Raw genomic sequence first — 18,508 nt, 5'->3', positions numbered from 1 at the left:
GTGACTCAACCGCAGCGCGTACTGCTTGGTGTGAATATCGATCATGTGGCGACCCTGCGCCAGGCCCGTGGCACCCGTTATCCAGACCCGATCCAGGCGGCCATCGAGGCGGAGCAGGCCGGGGCCGACGGCATCACCGTGCATCTGCGCGAGGACCGCCGGCATATTCAGGATCGTGACGTGCGGCTGCTGGCCGAGGTGCTGCAGACCCGCATGAACCTGGAAATGGCGGTCACCGAGGAAATGCTGGCCTTCGCCGCGGAAATCCGCCCGGCGCATGTCTGCCTGGTACCGGAGCGGCGCGAGGAACTGACCACCGAGGGCGGCCTGGACGTGGCGGGCAACCTGGCGCGGGTCCAGCAGGCGGTCGAGCAACTGGCCGGCCATGGCTGCGAGGTGTCGCTGTTCATCGATGCCGATCCGCGACAGATCGAGGCCGCACGGGATGCCGGCGCGCCGGTGATCGAACTGCATACCGGACATTACGCCGAGACAAGCGGTGAGCAGCAGGAGAAGGAACTGCAGCGTATCCGTGAGGGCGTGGCCTATGCCCGCAAGCTGGGCCTGGTGGTCAACGCCGGGCATGGCCTGCATTACCACAACGTCGAGCCGATCGCAGCGATTGCCGGCATCAACGAGCTGAACATCGGCCATGCGATCATCGCCCGTGCGCTGTTCTCCGGGTTGGCGGGCGCGGTGAACGAGATGCGCGCGCTGATCATGGCGGCAGAAACGCCCCGATGATCATCGGTATCGGCACCGACATGGTACTGGTCAGCCGCATCCAGGCGGTGCTGGGGCGCCAGGGCGAGCGTTTCGCCCGGCGCATCCTCACCCCGGCCGAGCTGCAGCGCTTTCTCAGCCATTCCCAGCCGGCGCGCTATCTGGCCAAGCGCTACGCCGCCAAGGAAGCCATTCTCAAGGCGTTGGGCACCGGGCTGGCCAAGGGCATGTCCTGGCAGCACATGCAGATCGACAATGATGCCCAGGGTGCGCCACAGGTGATACTCAGCGGGGTGGCCCTGCAGCGGCTGCAGCAGGGTGGTGGCGGTCGCATGCTGCTGTCACTCAGCGACGAGCGCGAGCAGGCGCTGGCCTTCGCCGTCTGGTCAGGCGACTGAAGCACCGCGCAGGCGTTCGATAGCCTCCAGCACCGCTTCCACCGCCGCACGGCTGTCCTGGCCCTTCTTCAGCTGGGTTTCCGCCGTCTGGCAACGGGCGCGCAATTGCGGCACGCCGCAGTAGCGGCTGGCGCCATGCAGCTTGTGAATGATCTCCAGCAGCGTTTCCCGGTCGCCCCGCGCCAGGGCGGCGCTGATATGGCGGCTGTCTTCGGGCAGGCCGTCGAGCAGCATTTTCAGCATGTCGCTGGCCAGGTCCGCCTTGCCGGCGGCCAGACGCAATCCTTCTTCGAGATCGATTACCTGCAGGTCGGTGTCCTGTGCCAGCGCAGGTGGCTCGGTCGTGTTTGTCGGCGGGCAGGCAGGCGCAGTAGTTGCGGCCGCTGCCGGCAGCGGCATGCCGGCGCCCAGGCCGGTCCACTTGTTCAGGCTGTGGCGCAGCTGTTCGGCGGTGATCGGTTTGGTCAGGTAGTCGTTCATGCCGCACTGCAGCAACTGGCGTCGTTCGCTGGTCAGCGCATGGGCGGTCAAGGCGATGATCGGCACCGGATCGAAACCGGCAAGCTCCTCGCGCAGGCGCAGTTCGGCGGTGGTCTGGCGACCATCCAGGCCCGGCATCTGCACATCCATGAAGATCAGGTCGACGCTTTGCTCGGTGAGCAGCTCCAGGGCTTCCTCGCCGCTGCCGGCGAGCAGCGGGGTCGCGCCGATATCGCCGAGGAAGGCTTCCAGCAATTTGAGGTTGGCCGGTTGGTCATCGACGCAGAGTACCCGTGGCAGCCGCGGTTGGCGCGGAACAGGCGCCCGCGCCGTCAGCGGATCGTTGCCCAGCAGGTGCATTGCTGCCCGATACAGCTTGCGGGTGTAGACCGGTTTGGACAGCGCCTGGCACAGCGAGCGCGGTAGCTGATCGAGCAGCGGATAATGTTCGGTGGTGTCGGTCAGCACTATGCTCTTGCAGATGTTCAGTTCCGACCACTGGCGGACCATCTCCAGGGTCTCGCCCGGCGGCGTACCCGTATGCCGCATGCTGATCAGCGCCAGCTGCAGCGAGTCATCGCGGTTGGTGGGCGAGGTCAGCGCCTCATGCAGCTCCTGCGGGCTGTCGAACACCCGGACCGACAGGCCGATGTCCTCCAGGCTGTGCAGCAGCATCTGTCGGCTCAGCAGTTGTGGCTCGACCAGCGCGGCGCGCATGCCCAGCAGTGGCCGTTCCGGCAGGTCGTCTTCGCCATGCGGCGATAGCCCGAGGCGCAGGGTCAGCCAGAACTCCGATCCTTCCCCCGGCTGGCTGCGCAGGCCGATCTCGCCCTGCATCTGTTCGACCAGGCGCTTGGAAATGACCAGTCCCAGGCCGGTGCCACCGGTCTGCCGTGAGATCGAGTTGTCGGCCTGGCTGAATGCCTTGAACAGTGACTTCTGCTGGGTTGGCGACAGGCCGACACCGGTGTCGTTGACGCTGATGCGCAGCAGCACCTGGTTGGCGTCCTGCTGTTCGGCCATGACCCGCACGCTGACCGAGCCTTCGTGGGTGAACTTGATCGCGTTGCTGATCAGGTTGGCGAGGATCTGCTTGAGCCGCATCGGGTCGCCGCTCAGGCCCAGCGGGGTGTCCCGGTAGATGATGCTGACCAGCTCCAGGCCCTTGTCGTGGGCGCTGGGCGCGAGCATGGTCAGGGTCTCGTCGATCAGGTCGCGCAGGTTGAACGACAGGTTCTCCAGGATCAGCTTGCCGGCCTCGATCTTGGAGAAGTCGAGAATCTCGTTGATGATCGCCAGCAGGCTGTCGGCCGAGCGCTCGATGGTCGACAGGTACTCCTGCTGGCGGCCGCTCAGTTCGCTGCGCTGCAGCAGGCTGCCGAAGCCGAGGATACTGTTCAGCGGTGTGCGCAGCTCATGGCTCATGTTGGCCAGGAACTCGGACTTGATGCGGCTGGCCTCCTGGGCGGTCTTGCGCGCCAGGTCCAGCTCGATGTTCTGGATCTCGATGGTTTCCAGGGTCTGGCGCAGGTCCTCGGTGGCCTGGTCGATGTTCTGCTGCAGCTCGCCCTGGGCGCTCTGCATGGTCTGCGCCATGGTGTTGATGCCGCTTGCCAGGTCATCCAGCTCGCGGCTGCCCTGTTCGTTCAGGCGGACATCGAAATGGCCCTGGCTGATCCTGGCGATGGCGGCATTGATGCGCAGCACCGGCTCGGTGATACGGCGGCCCATGAGTCCGACCACCAGCGCGGTCAGGGCCAAGCCGAGGATGATGGTGACCAGGGTGGCGAGCAGGCTCTGATACTGGCGCAGCAACATGTTGCCGTGGCTCAGTTCGACTTCCAGCCAGCCGAGCAGGCTGTCGGCCTCGATCTGCGGGTGTGCCTCGCGCCGGGGCAGATCGGCGCTGGCCAGCAGCGGCATGAGGAATCGACTGCTATGCTCGCCACGCTGGATCTGCAGGCCGGTGCCGGCGGTCAGGTCGATACCGCTCAGCGGTGTGCCGCCCGGATACATCAGTGGGCCGTGGTGTGCGAGCTGCCGCATATCGGTGTCATACAGTGTCAGCGCGCGTACATCGGTATGGTTGAGTGCGGCGCCGAGCATGGGCCCGAAGCGCTCCACCTCGCCGTCCAGCAGGGCGCTGGCGGCGGGCCGCTGCAGGTATTCGACGGTCATCAGACCGCGTTGCAACAACTGCTGCTCGACCTCGCGCAATTGCTGCCAGCTGAAATAGCCGCCGATGGCCAGTGCCATCAGGCCGGTGGGCAGCAGGGTCATCAGCAGCAGACGGGCCTTGATACCTAACTTGTTCAATATGTGCATCCCTTTCCCTGTTGCCGTTATCATAGGCCGATTGATCAAAAAGCACAGCTGGCGCCATGGCTGATCTGTTCCACCCGAAGGATGAACGATGAATAGCGAGTTTCCCACCATTGCCGACTGCATAGGCAATACGCCCCTGGTTCGCCTGCAGCGCATGACCGGCGATACCGGCAACACCATCCTGCTGAAACTGGAAGGCAACAACCCGGCCGGTTCGGTCAAGGATCGCCCGGCGCTGTCGATGATCCAGCTGGCCGAGCAGCGCGGTGCGATCAAGCCCGGTGACACACTGATCGAGGCCACGTCCGGCAATACCGGCATCGCCCTGGCGATGGCGGCGGCGATCATGGGCTACCGCATGGTGCTGATCATGCCGGAGAACTCCAGTGACGAGCGCAAGTGGGCGATGTCGGCCTATGGCGCCGAACTGATCCTGGTGAGCAAGGAGCAGGGCATGGAGGGTGCCCGCGACCTGGCCGCGCAGATGCAGCGCGAAGGCAAGGGCAAGGTGCTGGACCAGTTCGGCAACATGGACAATCCCGAGGCCCATTACCGCGGCACCGGCCCGGAAATCTGGCGCGATACCGGTGGCCGGGTGACCCATTTCGTCAGCTCCATGGGCACCACCGGCACCATCATGGGAGTGTCACGTTACCTGAAGGAGCAGAACCCCGAGGTGCAGATCATCGGTCTGCAGCCGACCGAAGGCGCGGCGATCCCCGGGATACGCCGCTGGCCGCAGGAGTATCTGCCGAGCATCTATGATGATGCACGGGTCGACCAGGTGGTGGACATGAGTCAGCAGGAAGCGGAAATCACCATGCGTCGGCTGGCCCGTGAAGAAGGCATTTTCTGCGGTGTATCCTCCGGCGGTGCGGTGGCTGCGGCGCTGCGCCTGAATGCCCAGGTACGCGATGCGATCATCGTGGTGATCATCTGCGACCGGGGGGACCGTTACCTGTCCACCGGAGTGTTCGACGCCCAACCATGAACAGGGGGCGTGGAAAACCGCGGCGCACACCGGATGCGCCTGCCGCCGTGGGCCAACGTATCGAACTGGCGCTGGAACGACTGACCCACGATGGTCGGGGCATTGGTCGCTGGCAGGGGCGTACGGTGTTCGTCGAAGGCGGCCTGCCCGGCGAGCAGGTCACTGCGCGGGTGGTACGGGCGCGCAGCAAACTGATCGAGGCGCGCCTGGAGCGATTGCTGCAGGCCAGTGCCGAACGCCGCGAGCCAGCCTGCCGGCATACCGAGCTGTGCGGTGGTTGCAGCCTGCAGCACATGCCCCGGCAGACCCAGCTGCAGATCAAGCAGCAGGCGCTGGCGCAGCAGTTGCAGCACTTCGCCGGCCTGCAGCCGCAGCAGTGGATGCCGCCGCTGATCGGCCCCGAGTATGGTTATCGGCAACGTACCCGGCTGTCCATGCGCTGGGATGTCCAGGCCAGGCGGCTGGTGGTCGGCTACCGGCAGCGGGCCAGCAGTGAACTGGTGGAGGTCAGCCAGTGTCCGATACTGACGCCGGTGCTCGAAAGCCTGCTGCAGGAGCTGCCGGAGGTATTGCAGCAACTGGAGGCACGCGCCGGGCTGGGGCATGTCGAACTGATCGGCGGAGCCTGCCCGGGCATGCTGGTGCGCCACCTGCAGCCGTTGCCGCCGGCCGATACGCAGCGGCTGCTGGCGCTGGCGGCGCGTCACGACATGGCCTGCTATCTGCAGTCCGATGCGGAATCGGTGTCGCGTATCTCGGATGGCGGCGGGTCTCCGGCGTACCTTTTGCCCGACCAGCAGCTGGAGTTTCGTTTCGCTGCCGGCGACTTCACCCAGGTGAATGCCGGCATCAACCAGCAGATGGTCAACCAGGCGCTGGCCTGGCTGGCGGTACAGCCGGGTGAACGGGTACTGGATCTGTTTTGCGGAGTGGGCAATTTCGCCCTGCCGCTGGCCCAGGCCGGGGCGTTGGTGACCGGCGTCGAGGGCAGCGCCGAGATGGTCGAGAGGGCCACCGGCAACGCCTCGCTGAATGGGCTTGAGAATGTGCACTTTTTTCAGGCGGACTTGTCGAACAGCCTTGAAACAGACTGGCTGCAGGCCGGGTTTCAGGCTGCTCTACTGGATCCTCCGAGGGATGGGGCCGCGGAACTCGTTGCCACGTTGGCGCGTAACGGATTGCAGCGGATACTCTACGTATCCTGCAATCCCGCCACCTTGGCCCGCGATGCGGGCATTCTCGCGGCAGCGGGTTACCGGTTGGTGCAGCTGGGCATTATGGACATGTTCCCCCAGACTGCGCATGTGGAAGCCATGGCACTGTTCGTGTCGGGCAAGGACAAAAGGTAATGGTACAAGTCAGAGCAGAACATCCGGTCAATCAGGATGGCACTGTGGATATCGATGCCTGGATCGGGCGCATCCAGCAGCGCGTGCCGCTGTCTGAGCCACAGGTACTGAAGCAGGCCTGTGAATGGGCCAGCGAGCTGGACCAGGCGGCGAGCAAGACCGAACATCGCTGGGCCAATGGTGCCAGCAGCTATCTCACCGGCCTGGAAATGGCCGAGATTCTCGCCGACCTCAAGCTCGACCAGGAGTCACTGGTCGCGGCGGTGATCTATCGCGCGGTACGCGAGCGCAAGATCGACCTGGCCGAGGTGCAGCGTTGCCTGGGGCCGGATGTGGCGGCCCTGGTCGATGGCGTGCAGCGCATGGCGGCGATCAGCGTGTCGCAGAACCCGGTCAAGGCCAACGCCTTCAATACTCAGTCCCAGGTGGAAAACCTGCGCAAGATGCTGGTCACCATGGTCGACGACGTGCGTGTGGCGCTGATCAAGCTGGCCGAGCGTACCTGTGCCATCCGTGCGGTCAAGGATGCCCCAGAGGAGAAGCGCTACCGGGTCGCCCGCGAGGTGTTCGACATCTACGCGCCGCTGGCGCATCGCCTGGGTATCGGCCATATCAAGTGGGAGCTGGAGGACCTGTCCTTCCGCTATCTTGAACCGCACAAGTACAAGCAGATCGCCAAGCTGCTGGATGAGCGCCGGCTGGACCGCCAGGAGTACATCGAGGCGGTCATGGCGCAACTGCGCCACGAGCTGGAGCAGGCGGCGATCGACGGCGACGTCTCCGGGCGGGTCAAGCATATCTACTCGATCTGGCGCAAGATGCAGAACAAGGGCATCGACTTCAACCAGGTCTATGACGTGCGGGCGGTGCGGGTATTGGTGCCGCAGGTGCGTGATTGCTATACCGCGCTGGGCATAGTGCACAGCCTGTGGCGGCACATACCCAACGAGTTCGACGACTATATCGCCAATCCCAAGGAGAACGGCTACCGTTCCCTGCATACCGCGGTGATCGGCCCGGAAGGCAAGGCGCTGGAGGTGCAGATCCGCACCTACGCCATGCACGAGGAAGCCGAGCTGGGTGTGTGCGCGCACTGGCGCTACAAGGGCACCGACGTCGACAGCAACTCCACCGCCTACGAGGACAAGATCGCCTGGCTGCGGCAGGTTCTGGAGTGGCACGAGGAAATGGGCGATATCGGCGGCCTGGCCGACCAGTTGCGGGTGGACTTCGAGCCGGATCGCATCTACCTGTTCACCCCTGACGGCCACGTGCTGGATGTGCCCAAGGGCGCCACCCCGCTGGACTTCGCCTATCGCATCCATACCGAGGTTGGTCATCACTGCCGCGGGGCCAAGGTCAACGGTCGTATCGTGCCGCTGAACTATGTGCTGAAGACCGGCGAGCAGGTCGAGATCATCACCGGCAAGAGCGGTGGGCCAAGCCGTGACTGGCTGAACGCCAACCTCGGCTACCTGCATACCTCGCGGGCGCGGGCCAAGGTCCAGCACTGGTTCAAGCAGCAGGACCGCGAGCAGAACGTGCAGGCCGGCAAACTCATGCTCGAGCGCGAGCTGACGCGCATGGCACTGAATGGCGCCGACTATGCCAAGCTGATCGAGCGCCTGGGCATCCGCAGCCAGGAAGACCTGTTCGCCGCGGTCGGTTCCGGTGACATTCGCATGGCGCATGTGGTCAACGTGGCCCATCAGCTGGTCGAGCCGGACCGCCACAGCGAACAGCTGGAACTGATCCCGCGCCGGCCGAGCAAGCCCGGGCGCCGCGGCGACGTGCATATCCAGGGCGTCGGCAACCTGCTGACGCAACTGGCCGGCTGCTGCCAGCCGGTGCCGGGCGACCCGATCATCGGCTACATCACCGTCGGCCGCGGGGTTACCGTGCACCGTGCCGACTGCGCCACCGCCATGCAGTTGCAGGACCGCGAGTCCGAGCGGCTGATCGAGGTGAGCTGGGGCGGTGAGCCGGTGCAGACCTATCCGGTGGAGATCTATATCAAGGCCTACGACCGTGCCGGGCTGTTGCGCGATGTGTCGCAATTGCTGGCCAACGAGAAGATCAACGTGCTGGAGGCCAGCACCCGCACCAACCGCGATGACAACTACGCCAGCATGCTGCTGACCTTGGAGATTCCCAACCTGCACCTGCTCGGTCGGTTGCTGGCGCGTATCAGCCAGTTGCCCAATGTGGTCGAGGCGCGGCGCAACCGCCAGGAGCGCCGGGCGTGAGCTACCAGTTGGAGGATCTGCTGTACCTGATGGAGCGCCTGCGTGATCCCGAGCATGGCTGCCCCTGGGATCTGCAGCAGTCATTTGCCAGCATCGCGCCGCATACGCTGGAAGAAGCCTATGAAGTGGCCGATGCGATTGCCGAGCAGGACTTCGGCCAACTGGCCGGTGAGGTCGGTGACCTGTTGTTCCAGGTGGTGTACTACGCGCAGCTGGGACGCGAAGCCGGGTATTTCGACTGGTCGGACGTGGTCGACGGCATCACCCGCAAGCTGGTGCGCCGCCACCCCCATGTGTTTCCCGATGGCAATCTGCGTACGCCGCCCGGCACTCTCAAGCTGGAGGAGCGGCAGATCAAGGAGCGCTGGGAACAAATCAAGGCCGAGGAGCGGGCCGAGCGCGCATTGGTGCCGCAGCAGCTATCCTTGTTGGACGACGTGCCGCGGGCGCTGCCGGCCCTGAGCCGGGCGCAGAAGTTGCAGAAGCGCGCCTCCAGTGAGGGGTTCGACTGGTCCAGCGTGGCGCCGGTGATCGACAAGATCGCCGAAGAGCTGGATGAGGTGCGCGAAGCCATCGGTCATCGCCAGCAGCAGGCCATCGAGGAAGAGGTAGGTGACCTGCTGTTCGCCATGGTCAACCTGGCACGTCATCTGAAAGTGGATGCCGAGACCGCGCTGCGCGGCGGCAATGACAAGTTCGAACGGCGCTTGCGCTATATCGAGCGGACCCTGGCCGCTGCCGGTGAATCCTTTGCCGGGACCGAGCTGCAGCGGCTGGATGAATTGTGGGACGAGGCCAAGCGGCAGGGGTTGTGAGGTCGTGCCGGGCCTGCTCCCTGGATTGCCACGCCCTGCGGGCTCGCAATGACGAGGAGGGAACGGCTTGTTCATGCCGTTTCCATGTTCCCCATCCGTCATTGCGAACCGCAGAGCGGTGAAGCAATCCACGAGCACGGAGCTGATAAGGAGGCTGCATGACACAGATCGATGCACGGCTGCGCCGGGATGTTCACGACCTGGGTGAGTTGCTGGGCAATACCATCGAGGCGCATCTGGGCGCGGCATTCCTGCAGCGTATCGAGCGCATCCGGCTGGGCGCCAAGCGTGGCCGGAGCCAGGACGAGGACAGCCACGAGGCATTGCTGCAGGTGCTGCAGGAATTGCCCGATGACCAGTTGCTGCCGGTATGCCGGGCCTTCAACCAGTTCCTCAACCTGGCCAACATTGCCGAACAGCATCACCGTATCCGTCGCCGGCGTGCCGACGAGCCGTTGCCGTTCGAGGAACGCTGCATTGCCGAACTGCTCGAACGCCTGCGCGGCGCCGGGCATTCCGGTGCCGAAGTCGCCCAACAGGTGGCGCAGCTGGATATCGAACTGGTGCTCACCGCTCATCCCACCGAGGTGACCCGGCGCACCTTGATCCAGAAGTACGATGCCATCGCCGCCGCCCTGGCCCGCGCCGACCATGATGACCTGAGTGCTACCGAACAGCAGGCACTGCGCGAGGAACTGGCGCGGCTGATCAGTGAGGCCTGGTTCACCGACGAGATTCGCCGCCAGCGCCCGACGCCGATCGATGAGGCGAAATGGGGTTTTGCGGTCATCGAGCATTCGTTGTGGCAGGCATTGCCCGACTTCCTGCGCAGGCTCGATGGGGAACTGCAGCGCAGCTGCGATCAGCGCCTGCCACTGCATGCTGCGCCGGTACGCATGGCCAGCTGGATGGGCGGTGACCGCGACGGCAACCCCAATGTCACCGCCCGGGTGACCCGCGAGGTGCTGCTGCTGGGGCGCTGGATGGCCGCCGATCTGTACCTGAACGACATCAACCGGTTGATCAACCAACTGTCGATGCAGGCAGCCAGCCCGGCGCTGCGTGAGCGGGTGGGTGATGCCGACGAGCCCTACCGTATCCTGCTCAAGCAACTGCGTACGCGACTGCAGGCCACCCGCGCCTGGGCCGAAGCGGCATTGCGCGACGAGCCGGCGCCATCGCCGCTGGTGCTACGTACAGTCGAGGAGCTGCGTGAGCCACTTGAATGCTGTCACGCCTCGCTGTGCGAGCAGGGCATGCAACTGATCGCCGATGGCCCGCTGCTGGATACCCTGCGCCGGGTCAATGCCTTCGGCCTGGGGCTGGCGCGGCTGGATATCCGCCAGGACGCCACCCGCCACACCCAGGTGTTCAGCGAGCTGACCGAGTACCTGGGGCTGGGCAATTATGCCGAGTGGGATGAGGCCCGGCGCTGCGAGTTCCTGCTGGCCGAACTGCACAGCCGGCGACCGCTGCTGGCGCCGGACTGGCAACCCTCGGCCGACTGCCGCGAGGTGCTGGACAGTTGCCGGGTGCTGGCTGGCCAGCCACCGGAACTGTTGGGCTCCTACGTCATCTCCATGGCCGCCAGTGCCGCCGATGTGCTGGCGGTCAAGCTGTTGCTCAAGGAGGCCGGGGTCACATGGCCGATGCGCGTGGTACCGCTGTTCGAAACCCTGGAGGATCTGGACAATGCTGCCCCGGTCATCGACCGGCTGCTGGCGCTGGATGGCTACCGGCAACTGGTCGGTGACGAGCAGGAGGTGATGATCGGTTACTCGGATTCGGCCAAGGACGCCGGTGCCCTGACCGCCGGCTGGGCGCAGTACTGCGCCCAGGAACAGCTGGTCGAGGTGGCCCGCCGTCACGGCGTACGCCTGCGGCTGTTCCATGGTCGCGGTGGCACTGTCGGCCGCGGTGGGGCGCCGGCGCATATGGCCATCCTGTCGCAACCGCCGGGCTCGGTGAACGGCCAGCTGCGGGTCACCGAGCAGGGCGAGATGATCCGCTTCAAGTTTGGCCTGCCGGGGGTGGCGGTGCACAGCCTGCAGCTGTATGCCAGCGCGGTACTGGAGGCCAGCCTGCTGCCGCCACCGGTACCCGAGCCGGCCTGGCGCGCGCTGATGCAGCGGCTGGCCGAGCGCTCGGTGCAGCTGTATCGCGCGGTGGTACGTGACGATCCGCAGTTCGTCGAGTATTTCCGCCAGGCCACCCCGGAGCAGGAACTGGCACGCCTGCCGCTGGGCAGCCGGCCGGCAAGGCGGCGCAGCCAGGGCGGGGTGGAAAGCCTGCGTGCCATCCCCTGGATCTTCGCCTGGACCCAGACCCGGCTGATGCTGCCGGCCTGGCTCGGCGCCGGGCAGGCGTTGCGCGAGGCGATCGATGCCGGCGAAGCGGACATGCTCCGCGACATGATGTCGCGGTGGCCGTTCTTCCTGACCCGTATCGAGATGCTGGAAATGGTCCTGTCCAAGGCAGATGGCGGCATCGCCCGCTTCTATGAGCAGCGCCTCGCCGAGCCGGCCCTGTGGCCACTCGGCGAGCGCCTGCGCCAGGCCCTGGAGCAGGTCATCGAGACGGTGCTGGAGCTGCGCCAGAATACCACGCTGCTGGCACGGAACCCGGTACTTGACGAGTCGGTGGCAGTACGCAACCCCTATACCGACCCGCTGCATCTGCTGCAGGTGGAGTTGCTGCAGCGCACCCGCGCGCAGCCCGATGGCAGCCTCGATCCCGAGCTGGAGCGGGCCCTGCTGGTGACCGTGGCGGGGATCGCGGCGGGCATGCGCAACACTGGCTGAGCAGCGGCCCGCGGTGCTGGGCGGGTCGAATCCCTACTGCTAAAAGCGGCTTGTGCACAGCCAACTGTGAGTGTATGTTGAACGCCTTTTTCGCTTTGCGCACTGCAGGATTTTCTGCTTCAGCCATCCGCTGGGGCACGTCAGTCGGCGGCTCAAGTCGCCGGCGGCCCGATTTCCGTTAGATTGAGGAGTTCAATATGCGCGTCATCCTTTTGGGTGCCCCCGGCGCGGGCAAGGGCACGCAGGCCCAGTTCATCTGCCAGCGGTTCGGCATTCCACAGATCTCCACCGGCGACATGCTGCGTGCGGCCATCAAGGCCGGTACCGAGTTGGGCAAGCAGGTCAAGGAAGTCATGGACAGCGGCGGCCTGGTATCCGACGAGCTGATCATCGGCCTGATCCGTGAACGCATCGCCCAGGACGACTGCGCCAAGGGCTTCCTGCTGGATGGCTTCCCGCGCACCATTCCCCAGGCCGAAGCCCTGGTGGACGCCCAGGTCAGCATCGACCACGTACTGGAAATCGCCGTGGAGGACGAGGAAATCGTCGGCCGCATCTCCGGTCGCCGGGTGCATCCGGGTTCCGGCCGTACCTACCACCTGCAGCACAATCCGCCGAAGGTCGCCGGTCAGGACGACGTTACCGGTGAAGAGCTGATCCAGCGTGAAGACGACAAGGAAGAGACCGTGCGCAAGCGTCTGCAGGTGTATCACACCCAGACCAAGCCGCTGGTGGACTTCTACCAGAAACTGTCGGCCGCCAACGGTGTGCCGAAGTGCTCGCGCGTCGAGGGTGTCGGCAGCGTCGAGGAGATCACCGCCCGCGTGCTTGCCGCGCTGAGCTGATCTTTCGAGCTGTGCAGTCAAGGCCCGTGCGATACCGTCGCACGGGCCTTGTCGTTTGTTACAATCACGTTTTGCCACCTTCTGTGATGATTCATGACCGCTACCCTGCTCGCCCTGGATACCGCTACCGAAGCCTGTTCCGCCGCACTGCTGCATGAGGGACACCTCTACCACCGCGCCGAAGTGATTCCGCGCCTGCATGCCCAGCGCCTGCTGCCGATGATCGAGGAGCTGCTGGGCGAGGCCGGCATCAGCCTGGCGCAGGTCGATGCGCTGGTATTCGGTCGGGGGCCGGGGGCCTTTACCGGGGTGCGGATCGCCACCGGCATGGTGCAGGGGCTGGCCTTCGCCACCGATATCCCGGTGATCGCCGTGTCCAACCTCGCGGCCCTGGCCCAGCGTGCCTGGCGTGAACAGGGTGCCGAGCAGGTCTGCGCGGCGATCGACGCACGGATGGACGAGGTGTACTGGGGCTGCTATCACCTGCAGGACGGGGTCATGACGCTGGCCGGAGAGGAGTCGGTCAGCGCGCCGGAGCAAGTCAGCCTGGCAGCGCCGCTCACCGCACCGGCCGGCGCCGGTACCGGCTGGCAGTATGCCGAGCGCCTGGCGGTGTCGGTATCTGCCAGTTGGCCGCAGATGCTGCCCGATGCCACCGATCTGCTCAGCCTGGCGCTGCCGGCCTGGCGGGCAGGGCAGCTGCTGGATGCCGCCGATGCCCAGCCGGTGTATCTGCGTGACAAGGTGGCGACACCGAAGGTCGGCTGATTTTGCGTTTTATCCGGCGGGGAGCTAATCTTTTGTTCCCCTTGAATTGCGAGCGGAGTTGAACCTCGATGCGTGTGGACGGCTTCCATCCCGCCACGGCCCTGCCGGCGCGCCCAGCGCGACCGGCATCAGCGCCAGCGGAGATCAGCGTTGCCAATACCCCGTCACCCGCGGCAACGCCGGTGCCGTCCATCGCTGCGCGCGCAGTGGAGCAGCCCGGCGCCGCCGGCGAGTACATTCCGGCCCGCCAGGGGCCGACCCAGCCGGTGCACGGTTACACCAACCAGGCCCTGGCCAGTTATCAATCCATGGCCAGTCTGCCGGATGCGGACGCTGATGGCGTGTTCGGTGTCGACCTGTTTGTCTGAAGCGGCTTTTCGTGTCTGATAATGCCCCGCGTCTGATCCTTGGCTGCCCCTTGTGGGCTGAGCCAGCCTGGCGTGGCGCGCTGTATACCAGCGATGCCGATGCCGACCAGCGGCTGTACGAATATTCCCGGGTATTCGCTGCGGTCGAAGGCAATACCACCTTCTACGCTCTGCCATCGATCGATGGCGCACGGCGCTGGGCCAGCCTGCTGCCGGCGGATTTCCATTTCTGTGCCAAGTTGCCACGCGAGGTCAGCCATGCTGATCGCCTGGACGCCGAGCACCCCGAGCTGCAGCGGTTCTTCCAATGCATGGCGCCGCTGGAGCAGCGACTCGGGCCGGTGTGGCTGCAATTGCCGGCGCGTTTCGGACCGCTGCAACTGGAGCAGTTGAGCCTGTTTCTCGATGCCCTGCCGAGCGACTACCGGTATGCGGTCGAGGTGCGTCACCTGGACTTCTTTCGCAAGGATGACAACGAGCGCAGGCTCAATCGCCTGCTGCATGAGCGGGGTATCGAGCGAGTGATGTTCGACAGTCGCGGGTTGTTCGACAGTGCTGCCCGCGATCCGGCAACGCTGCACGCGCAAAGCCGCAAGCCGCGTCTGCCGGTGCATGCGGTAGCGCTGGAGCAGTACCCGACGGTACGCTTCATCGGCGGGCTGGATAACCAGCAGAGCCTGCGCTGGCTGGAACCCTGGGTAGGCAAGTGCGCGCAGTGGTTGGGCGAGGGGCGCAGTCCGATGCTGTTCATGCACACGCCGGATAATCGCCTGGCACCGGAGCTGGCGCGGCTGTTCCATGCCCGGCTGCAGCAATTGCTCCCGGATCTGCCGCCGATGCCGGTGTGGCCGGGGGAGCAACAGCAGCAGGAGGCGCCCGAGCAGGGCGGTTTGTTCTGAGCGGTTGGGGTAAACTGCCTGCTGCGCCATTGGGCTGTTTTCCATTCGTCACTTCAGGTTCTGATTTTCCATGAGCGACTTTTCTTCCTGCCCGGTGGCCGTCAGTTGGCTGCTGCCCGAACTGCAGCAGTTGGCGGCGGAGCTGGCAGCGCGCCTGCAGCTGCCGTTACAGGCGGCCGATGCACAGGATGCCGAGCTGCTGCTGCAGGTCGGCAGCGACGGCCTGAGCCTGCAGGCTACCGCCGCCGGGGCGCCGGGAGCGGTACGGGTGGACTTTGTCGAGGGGGCATTGGCGCACCGCCGGCAATTCGGTGGCGGCACCGGGCAGATGGTGGCCAAGGCCGTCGGTCTGCGTGGCGCGCTGCGTCCCAACGTGCTGGATGCCACCGCCGGGCTGGGCCGCGATGCCTTCGTGCTGGCGGCGCTGGGCTGCGAGGTGACGCTGGTCGAGCGTCAGCCGGTGATTGCCGCACTGCTCGCCGATGGCCTGCAACGGGCCCGGCAGGCTGGCGGCGAGGTGGCCGAGATTGCCGCGCGCATGCAGCTGCTGACCGGCGATGCGATCGAGCTGATGGCCGACTGGTCGGGCCCGGTGCCACAGGTGATTCACCTTGACCCGATGTTTCCGCATCGCGACAAATCGGCGCTGGTGAAAAAGGAAATGCGCCTATTCCGCCCGCTGGCCGGGGATGACCTGGATGCCCCGGCGCTGCTGGCTGCAGCCCTGCAACTGGCCAGCCACCGGGTGGCGGTCAAGCGCCCGCGCAAGGCCCCGGCGATCGACGGCCCACCACCCAGCGCCCAGCTCAGCGGGCAGTCCAGCCGCTACGATATCTACGGCAAGAAGAAGCTCTAGCAGCTACTGCGAGAGCGGCGCCTCACCGCGATAGCGCTCTCAGCAAGCCTGTCGGCCCGCATCGCCCCGAGGCGGGGCTCCTACAGCATGGGGTGTTGGCCGCCTCCTTTGTAGGAGCGGCGCCTCGCCGCGATCTGCCAGCCGACCCGGCTACCCCGCGCTGCGTGCCACCTGGCGGATCGACAGGCGGATCTCGGCGCTGAGTACCCGTTTGGCGGTGTTCTCGGCGATGTCTTCCAGCTCCGGCTGGTAGTGCAACCGACCCTGCTCGTCGCTGCTCAGGACCTCGGTGTCGCGCAGCCGCTGGATGAATTGGCGGAACAGCGTCTTGTCGAAAAATTCCGGGGCGTTGAGTCCGTGCAGGATCGACAGGCGCTGGGCCATGACCGTGCACAGCGCCTCCAGCTGCTCGGCGTCGAGGCTGCCGTTGGGGTTGTTCAGCAGCAGTGCGGCGACCATGTAGAAGCGTTCCAGCATCGGAATGATGCTGCGCGCCAGCAGTGTCAGCAGTACGAATTCACCGGAGGCGGTATCCGGGCGCTGGATCTGCTGGTCGTCCTCGTGCAGCAGGCCGCGGCCGATCAACCCGTCGACATAGGTGCTGATCACCTGTGGCAGTTGGGTCTCGTCCCAGTGCAGGAAGAGTTCGCCCTGCAGGTAGGGATACAAGGCGCTGACCAGCCGCTCGATCTGCTCGCGCTTGATCCGCGTGTTGTTCAGGAACAGGCTGGCGATCAGCGCCGGCAAGGCCACCAGGTGCAGGATATTGTTACGGTACCAGGTCATCAGCACCGCCTGCGATTCGTCCAGGTAGAGGATCTCGCCCAGGGCGTCGGACTGGCGGTCGATCATGCCCATGGCCTCCACATGGCGGATCTGCTCGGCGCCGCTGATGCCGGGGAGGGTGACGTTGGCGCTGTAGGGCACATCCGACAGCAGGCCGCTGAAGGTGTCCAGGGTCCGAGCCAGGGTGGCTTCGTCCAGCGCCAGGCGCCGGGTGGACAGCATCACCAGAGCCACCAGGTTGACCGGGTTGGCATCCGCCGCGGCGTTGATCGACGCGCCGAGGGTACGCGCCAGTTGCCGGGTGGTCTCGGGCAGCCAGTCCGGCTTGAACTCCGGTGCGCCGAGCTGGTTGCGCCAGTCGGGTTGCTGGCGGTCGAGAAAGTCATTCAGCGCCACCGGTTCGCCGAAGTTGACCGCCACCTCGCCGAACTGCAGCTTCAACGCCGACAATACGCGGAAGATATCGAAGAAGGACTCCTTCTTCTTGGTCTTGCCGCGCAACTCACCCAGGTAGGTGCGGCCCTCCAGCACACGCTCATAGCCGATATAGACGGGCATGAATACGATCGGTCGCCGCGCCGAGCGCAGGTAGCTGCGCAGGGTGATCGCCAGCATGCCGGTTTTCGGGTCGAGCAGCCGGCCGGTGCGTGAGCGCCCGCCCTCGATGAAATATTCCACCGGGAATCCACGACTGAACAGCAGGTGCAGGTACTCGTTGAATACCGCGGTGTACAACTGGTTGCCACGGAAGCTGCGGCGCATGAAGAAGGCTCCGCCACGGCGCAGGATGCTGCCGATGACCGGCATGTCCAGGTTGATGCCGGCGGCGATATGCGGCGGTGTCAGGCTGTTGCGGAACAGCAGGTAGGACAGCAGCAGGTAGTCGATATGGCTGCGGTGGCAGGGCACATAGATGATTTCCTTGCCACGGGCGATGTCCTGCACATTGTCCAGGTTGTTGACCTTGACCCCGTCATACAGCTTGTTCCAGAACCAGGACAGGATGATTTCCAGGAAGCGGATGATGCTGTAGGTGAAGTCCGAGGCGATCTCGTCGGCATAGCGTGCGGCTTGCCCGCGTGCACGCTCCAGGCTGATGTTCTGCTCGGCGGCTTCGCGTTCGATCGCCTCGCGCACCAGCGGACCGTGCATCAGCCCCTTGAGCAGGGTACGGCGATGGGACAGGTCGGGACCGACTACGGCGCCGCGCTGCTCGCGAAAATGCACCCGCAGCAGCCGGTTGACCTTGCGCAGGTTGCGGTCATGGCCGAGATTCTCGTCGGTGAGCTGGCGCAGCGACAGCGGCTGGCCGAAGCTGACGCGGATCTTGCGCCCATGCAGCATGATCGCCAGGCACTTGCGCAGCTTGCCGCCGACACCCCAGTTATGTGCGAACAGCAGCTTCAGCGGTGAGGATTCGACATCCGGTGACTGGCCCCAGAATACGCTGACCGGTACCAGCTTGACCTCCGGGGTGACCCGCAGCTCCACCGCAGTGAGCGCGCGCAGCAGGCGGGGTGAACGCTTGCGCGGATCGGGACGGCCACTCCAGGCCAGCTCGCTGGTCAGGTAGAAGAAGGAGGCATCCTCTTCCAGGGTGCCACCCGGTTCGAGAGTCGGCCGCGGCAGACCCAGGCGGGTACACTCACGATCCAGTACCAGCAGGTCGGAGAACGAGCGGCCGGGCAGGACATAGAGGATCGGCTGGTCACTGCTCGGGGCAATTTTCGCCAATGGATCGCCAATGCTCTCGGAGCGGGCCCACAGATACAGCAGGCGACGCATCAGGCCAAGGCGCAGGCGACTGAACAGGGAGGAATTGGCAGTGGACATGATGTTCTCTGGGCCTGGGCAAATT

Annotated in this window: 14 protein-coding genes; 12 read left to right on the top strand and 2 right to left on the bottom strand. The window is 65.4% G+C overall.

Going from position 1 to position 18,508, the window contains the following annotated elements; translation table 11 throughout:
• Nucleotides 1-744 (top strand): pyridoxine 5'-phosphate synthase, encoded by a 744-nt coding sequence (pdxJ, locus tag H6X51_RS04735; RefSeq protein ID WP_185266369.1) that lies wholly within the window; start codon nucleotides 1-3, stop codon nucleotides 742-744.
• Nucleotides 741-1,121 carry a holo-ACP synthase gene (gene acpS / locus H6X51_RS04730; protein ID WP_185266368.1) on the top strand — a complete coding sequence of 127 codons (381 nt, stop codon included), beginning with the start codon at nucleotides 741-743 and terminating at the stop codon, nucleotides 1,119-1,121. The genes pdxJ and acpS overlap by 4 nt, the downstream gene beginning before the upstream one ends.
• Here acpS and H6X51_RS04725 read toward each other — a convergent pair.
• Nucleotides 1,110-3,920: an ATP-binding protein gene (locus H6X51_RS04725; RefSeq protein WP_185266488.1), complete on the bottom strand. Its 2,811-nt coding sequence runs from the start codon at nucleotides 3,918-3,920 to the stop codon at nucleotides 1,110-1,112. The genes acpS and H6X51_RS04725 overlap by 12 nt on opposite strands.
• Before the next feature lie 94 nt (nucleotides 3,921-4,014).
• Between H6X51_RS04725 and cysM the strand changes: the two genes are divergently transcribed.
• The 10 genes from cysM (at nucleotide 4,015) to H6X51_RS04675 (ending at nucleotide 15,864) form a co-directional block, all read left to right on the top strand.
• Nucleotides 4,015-4,917, top strand: coding sequence for a cysteine synthase CysM (cysM, locus tag H6X51_RS04720; RefSeq protein ID WP_185266367.1), 903 nt, complete (start codon nucleotides 4,015-4,017; stop codon nucleotides 4,915-4,917).
• Complete coding sequence (gene rlmD / locus H6X51_RS04715; RefSeq protein WP_185266366.1) at nucleotides 4,914-6,266, top strand: 23S rRNA (uracil(1939)-C(5))-methyltransferase RlmD; 1,353 nt, start codon at nucleotides 4,914-4,916, stop codon at nucleotides 6,264-6,266. Before cysM ends, rlmD begins: the two co-directional genes overlap by 4 nt.
• Nucleotides 6,266-8,512 (top strand): GTP diphosphokinase, encoded by a 2,247-nt coding sequence (gene relA / locus H6X51_RS04710; protein ID WP_185266365.1) that lies wholly within the window; start codon nucleotides 6,266-6,268, stop codon nucleotides 8,510-8,512. Before rlmD ends, relA begins: the two co-directional genes overlap by 1 nt.
• The gene (gene mazG, locus H6X51_RS04705) at nucleotides 8,509-9,327 is read left to right on the top strand and encodes a nucleoside triphosphate pyrophosphohydrolase (RefSeq protein ID WP_328795620.1); all 819 of its coding nucleotides are present in this window, start codon (nucleotides 8,509-8,511) and stop codon (nucleotides 9,325-9,327) included. Before relA ends, mazG begins: the two co-directional genes overlap by 4 nt.
• A gap of 158 nt (nucleotides 9,328-9,485) precedes the next feature.
• Entirely contained in the window at nucleotides 9,486-12,128 is a 2,643-nt protein-coding gene (gene ppc, locus H6X51_RS04700) for a phosphoenolpyruvate carboxylase (protein WP_185266364.1), read from the top strand.
• Nucleotides 12,129-12,325: 197 nt separating this feature from the next.
• Nucleotides 12,326-12,973, top strand: a complete 648-nt coding sequence (adk, locus tag H6X51_RS04695; RefSeq protein WP_185266363.1) for an adenylate kinase — start codon at nucleotides 12,326-12,328, stop codon at nucleotides 12,971-12,973.
• Between the two features lie 93 nt (nucleotides 12,974-13,066).
• Nucleotides 13,067-13,741 carry a tRNA (adenosine(37)-N6)-threonylcarbamoyltransferase complex dimerization subunit type 1 TsaB gene (gene tsaB / locus H6X51_RS04690; protein ID WP_185266362.1) on the top strand — a complete coding sequence of 225 codons (675 nt, stop codon included), beginning with the start codon at nucleotides 13,067-13,069 and terminating at the stop codon, nucleotides 13,739-13,741.
• A 68-nt stretch (nucleotides 13,742-13,809) separates the two neighbouring features.
• Nucleotides 13,810-14,109 (top strand): hypothetical protein, encoded by a 300-nt coding sequence (locus H6X51_RS04685; RefSeq protein ID WP_185266361.1) that lies wholly within the window; start codon nucleotides 13,810-13,812, stop codon nucleotides 14,107-14,109.
• An 11-nt stretch (nucleotides 14,110-14,120) separates the two neighbouring features.
• Nucleotides 14,121-15,008, top strand: coding sequence for a DUF72 domain-containing protein (locus H6X51_RS04680; RefSeq protein WP_328795619.1), 888 nt, complete (start codon nucleotides 14,121-14,123; stop codon nucleotides 15,006-15,008).
• A 70-nt stretch (nucleotides 15,009-15,078) separates the two neighbouring features.
• A complete protein-coding gene (locus H6X51_RS04675) occupies nucleotides 15,079-15,864 on the top strand; it encodes a class I SAM-dependent methyltransferase (protein ID WP_185266360.1) in 786 nt (261 codons plus the stop codon).
• A gap of 150 nt (nucleotides 15,865-16,014) precedes the next feature.
• On the opposite strand, the gene plsB is transcribed toward H6X51_RS04675, so the two are convergent.
• Nucleotides 16,015-18,483 carry a glycerol-3-phosphate 1-O-acyltransferase PlsB gene (gene plsB, locus H6X51_RS04670; protein ID WP_185266359.1) on the bottom strand — a complete coding sequence of 823 codons (2,469 nt, stop codon included), beginning with the start codon at nucleotides 18,481-18,483 and terminating at the stop codon, nucleotides 16,015-16,017.
• Nucleotides 18,484-18,508 lie beyond the last annotated feature (25 nt).

This window comes from Halopseudomonas xiamenensis (assembly GCF_014219065.1).
In the GTDB taxonomy this organism is placed as follows: domain Bacteria; phylum Pseudomonadota; class Gammaproteobacteria; order Pseudomonadales; family Pseudomonadaceae; genus Halopseudomonas; species Halopseudomonas xiamenensis.
Note: the sequence above shows the minus strand (reverse complement) of the source record. Positions and strands in the feature narration are given on the sequence as shown.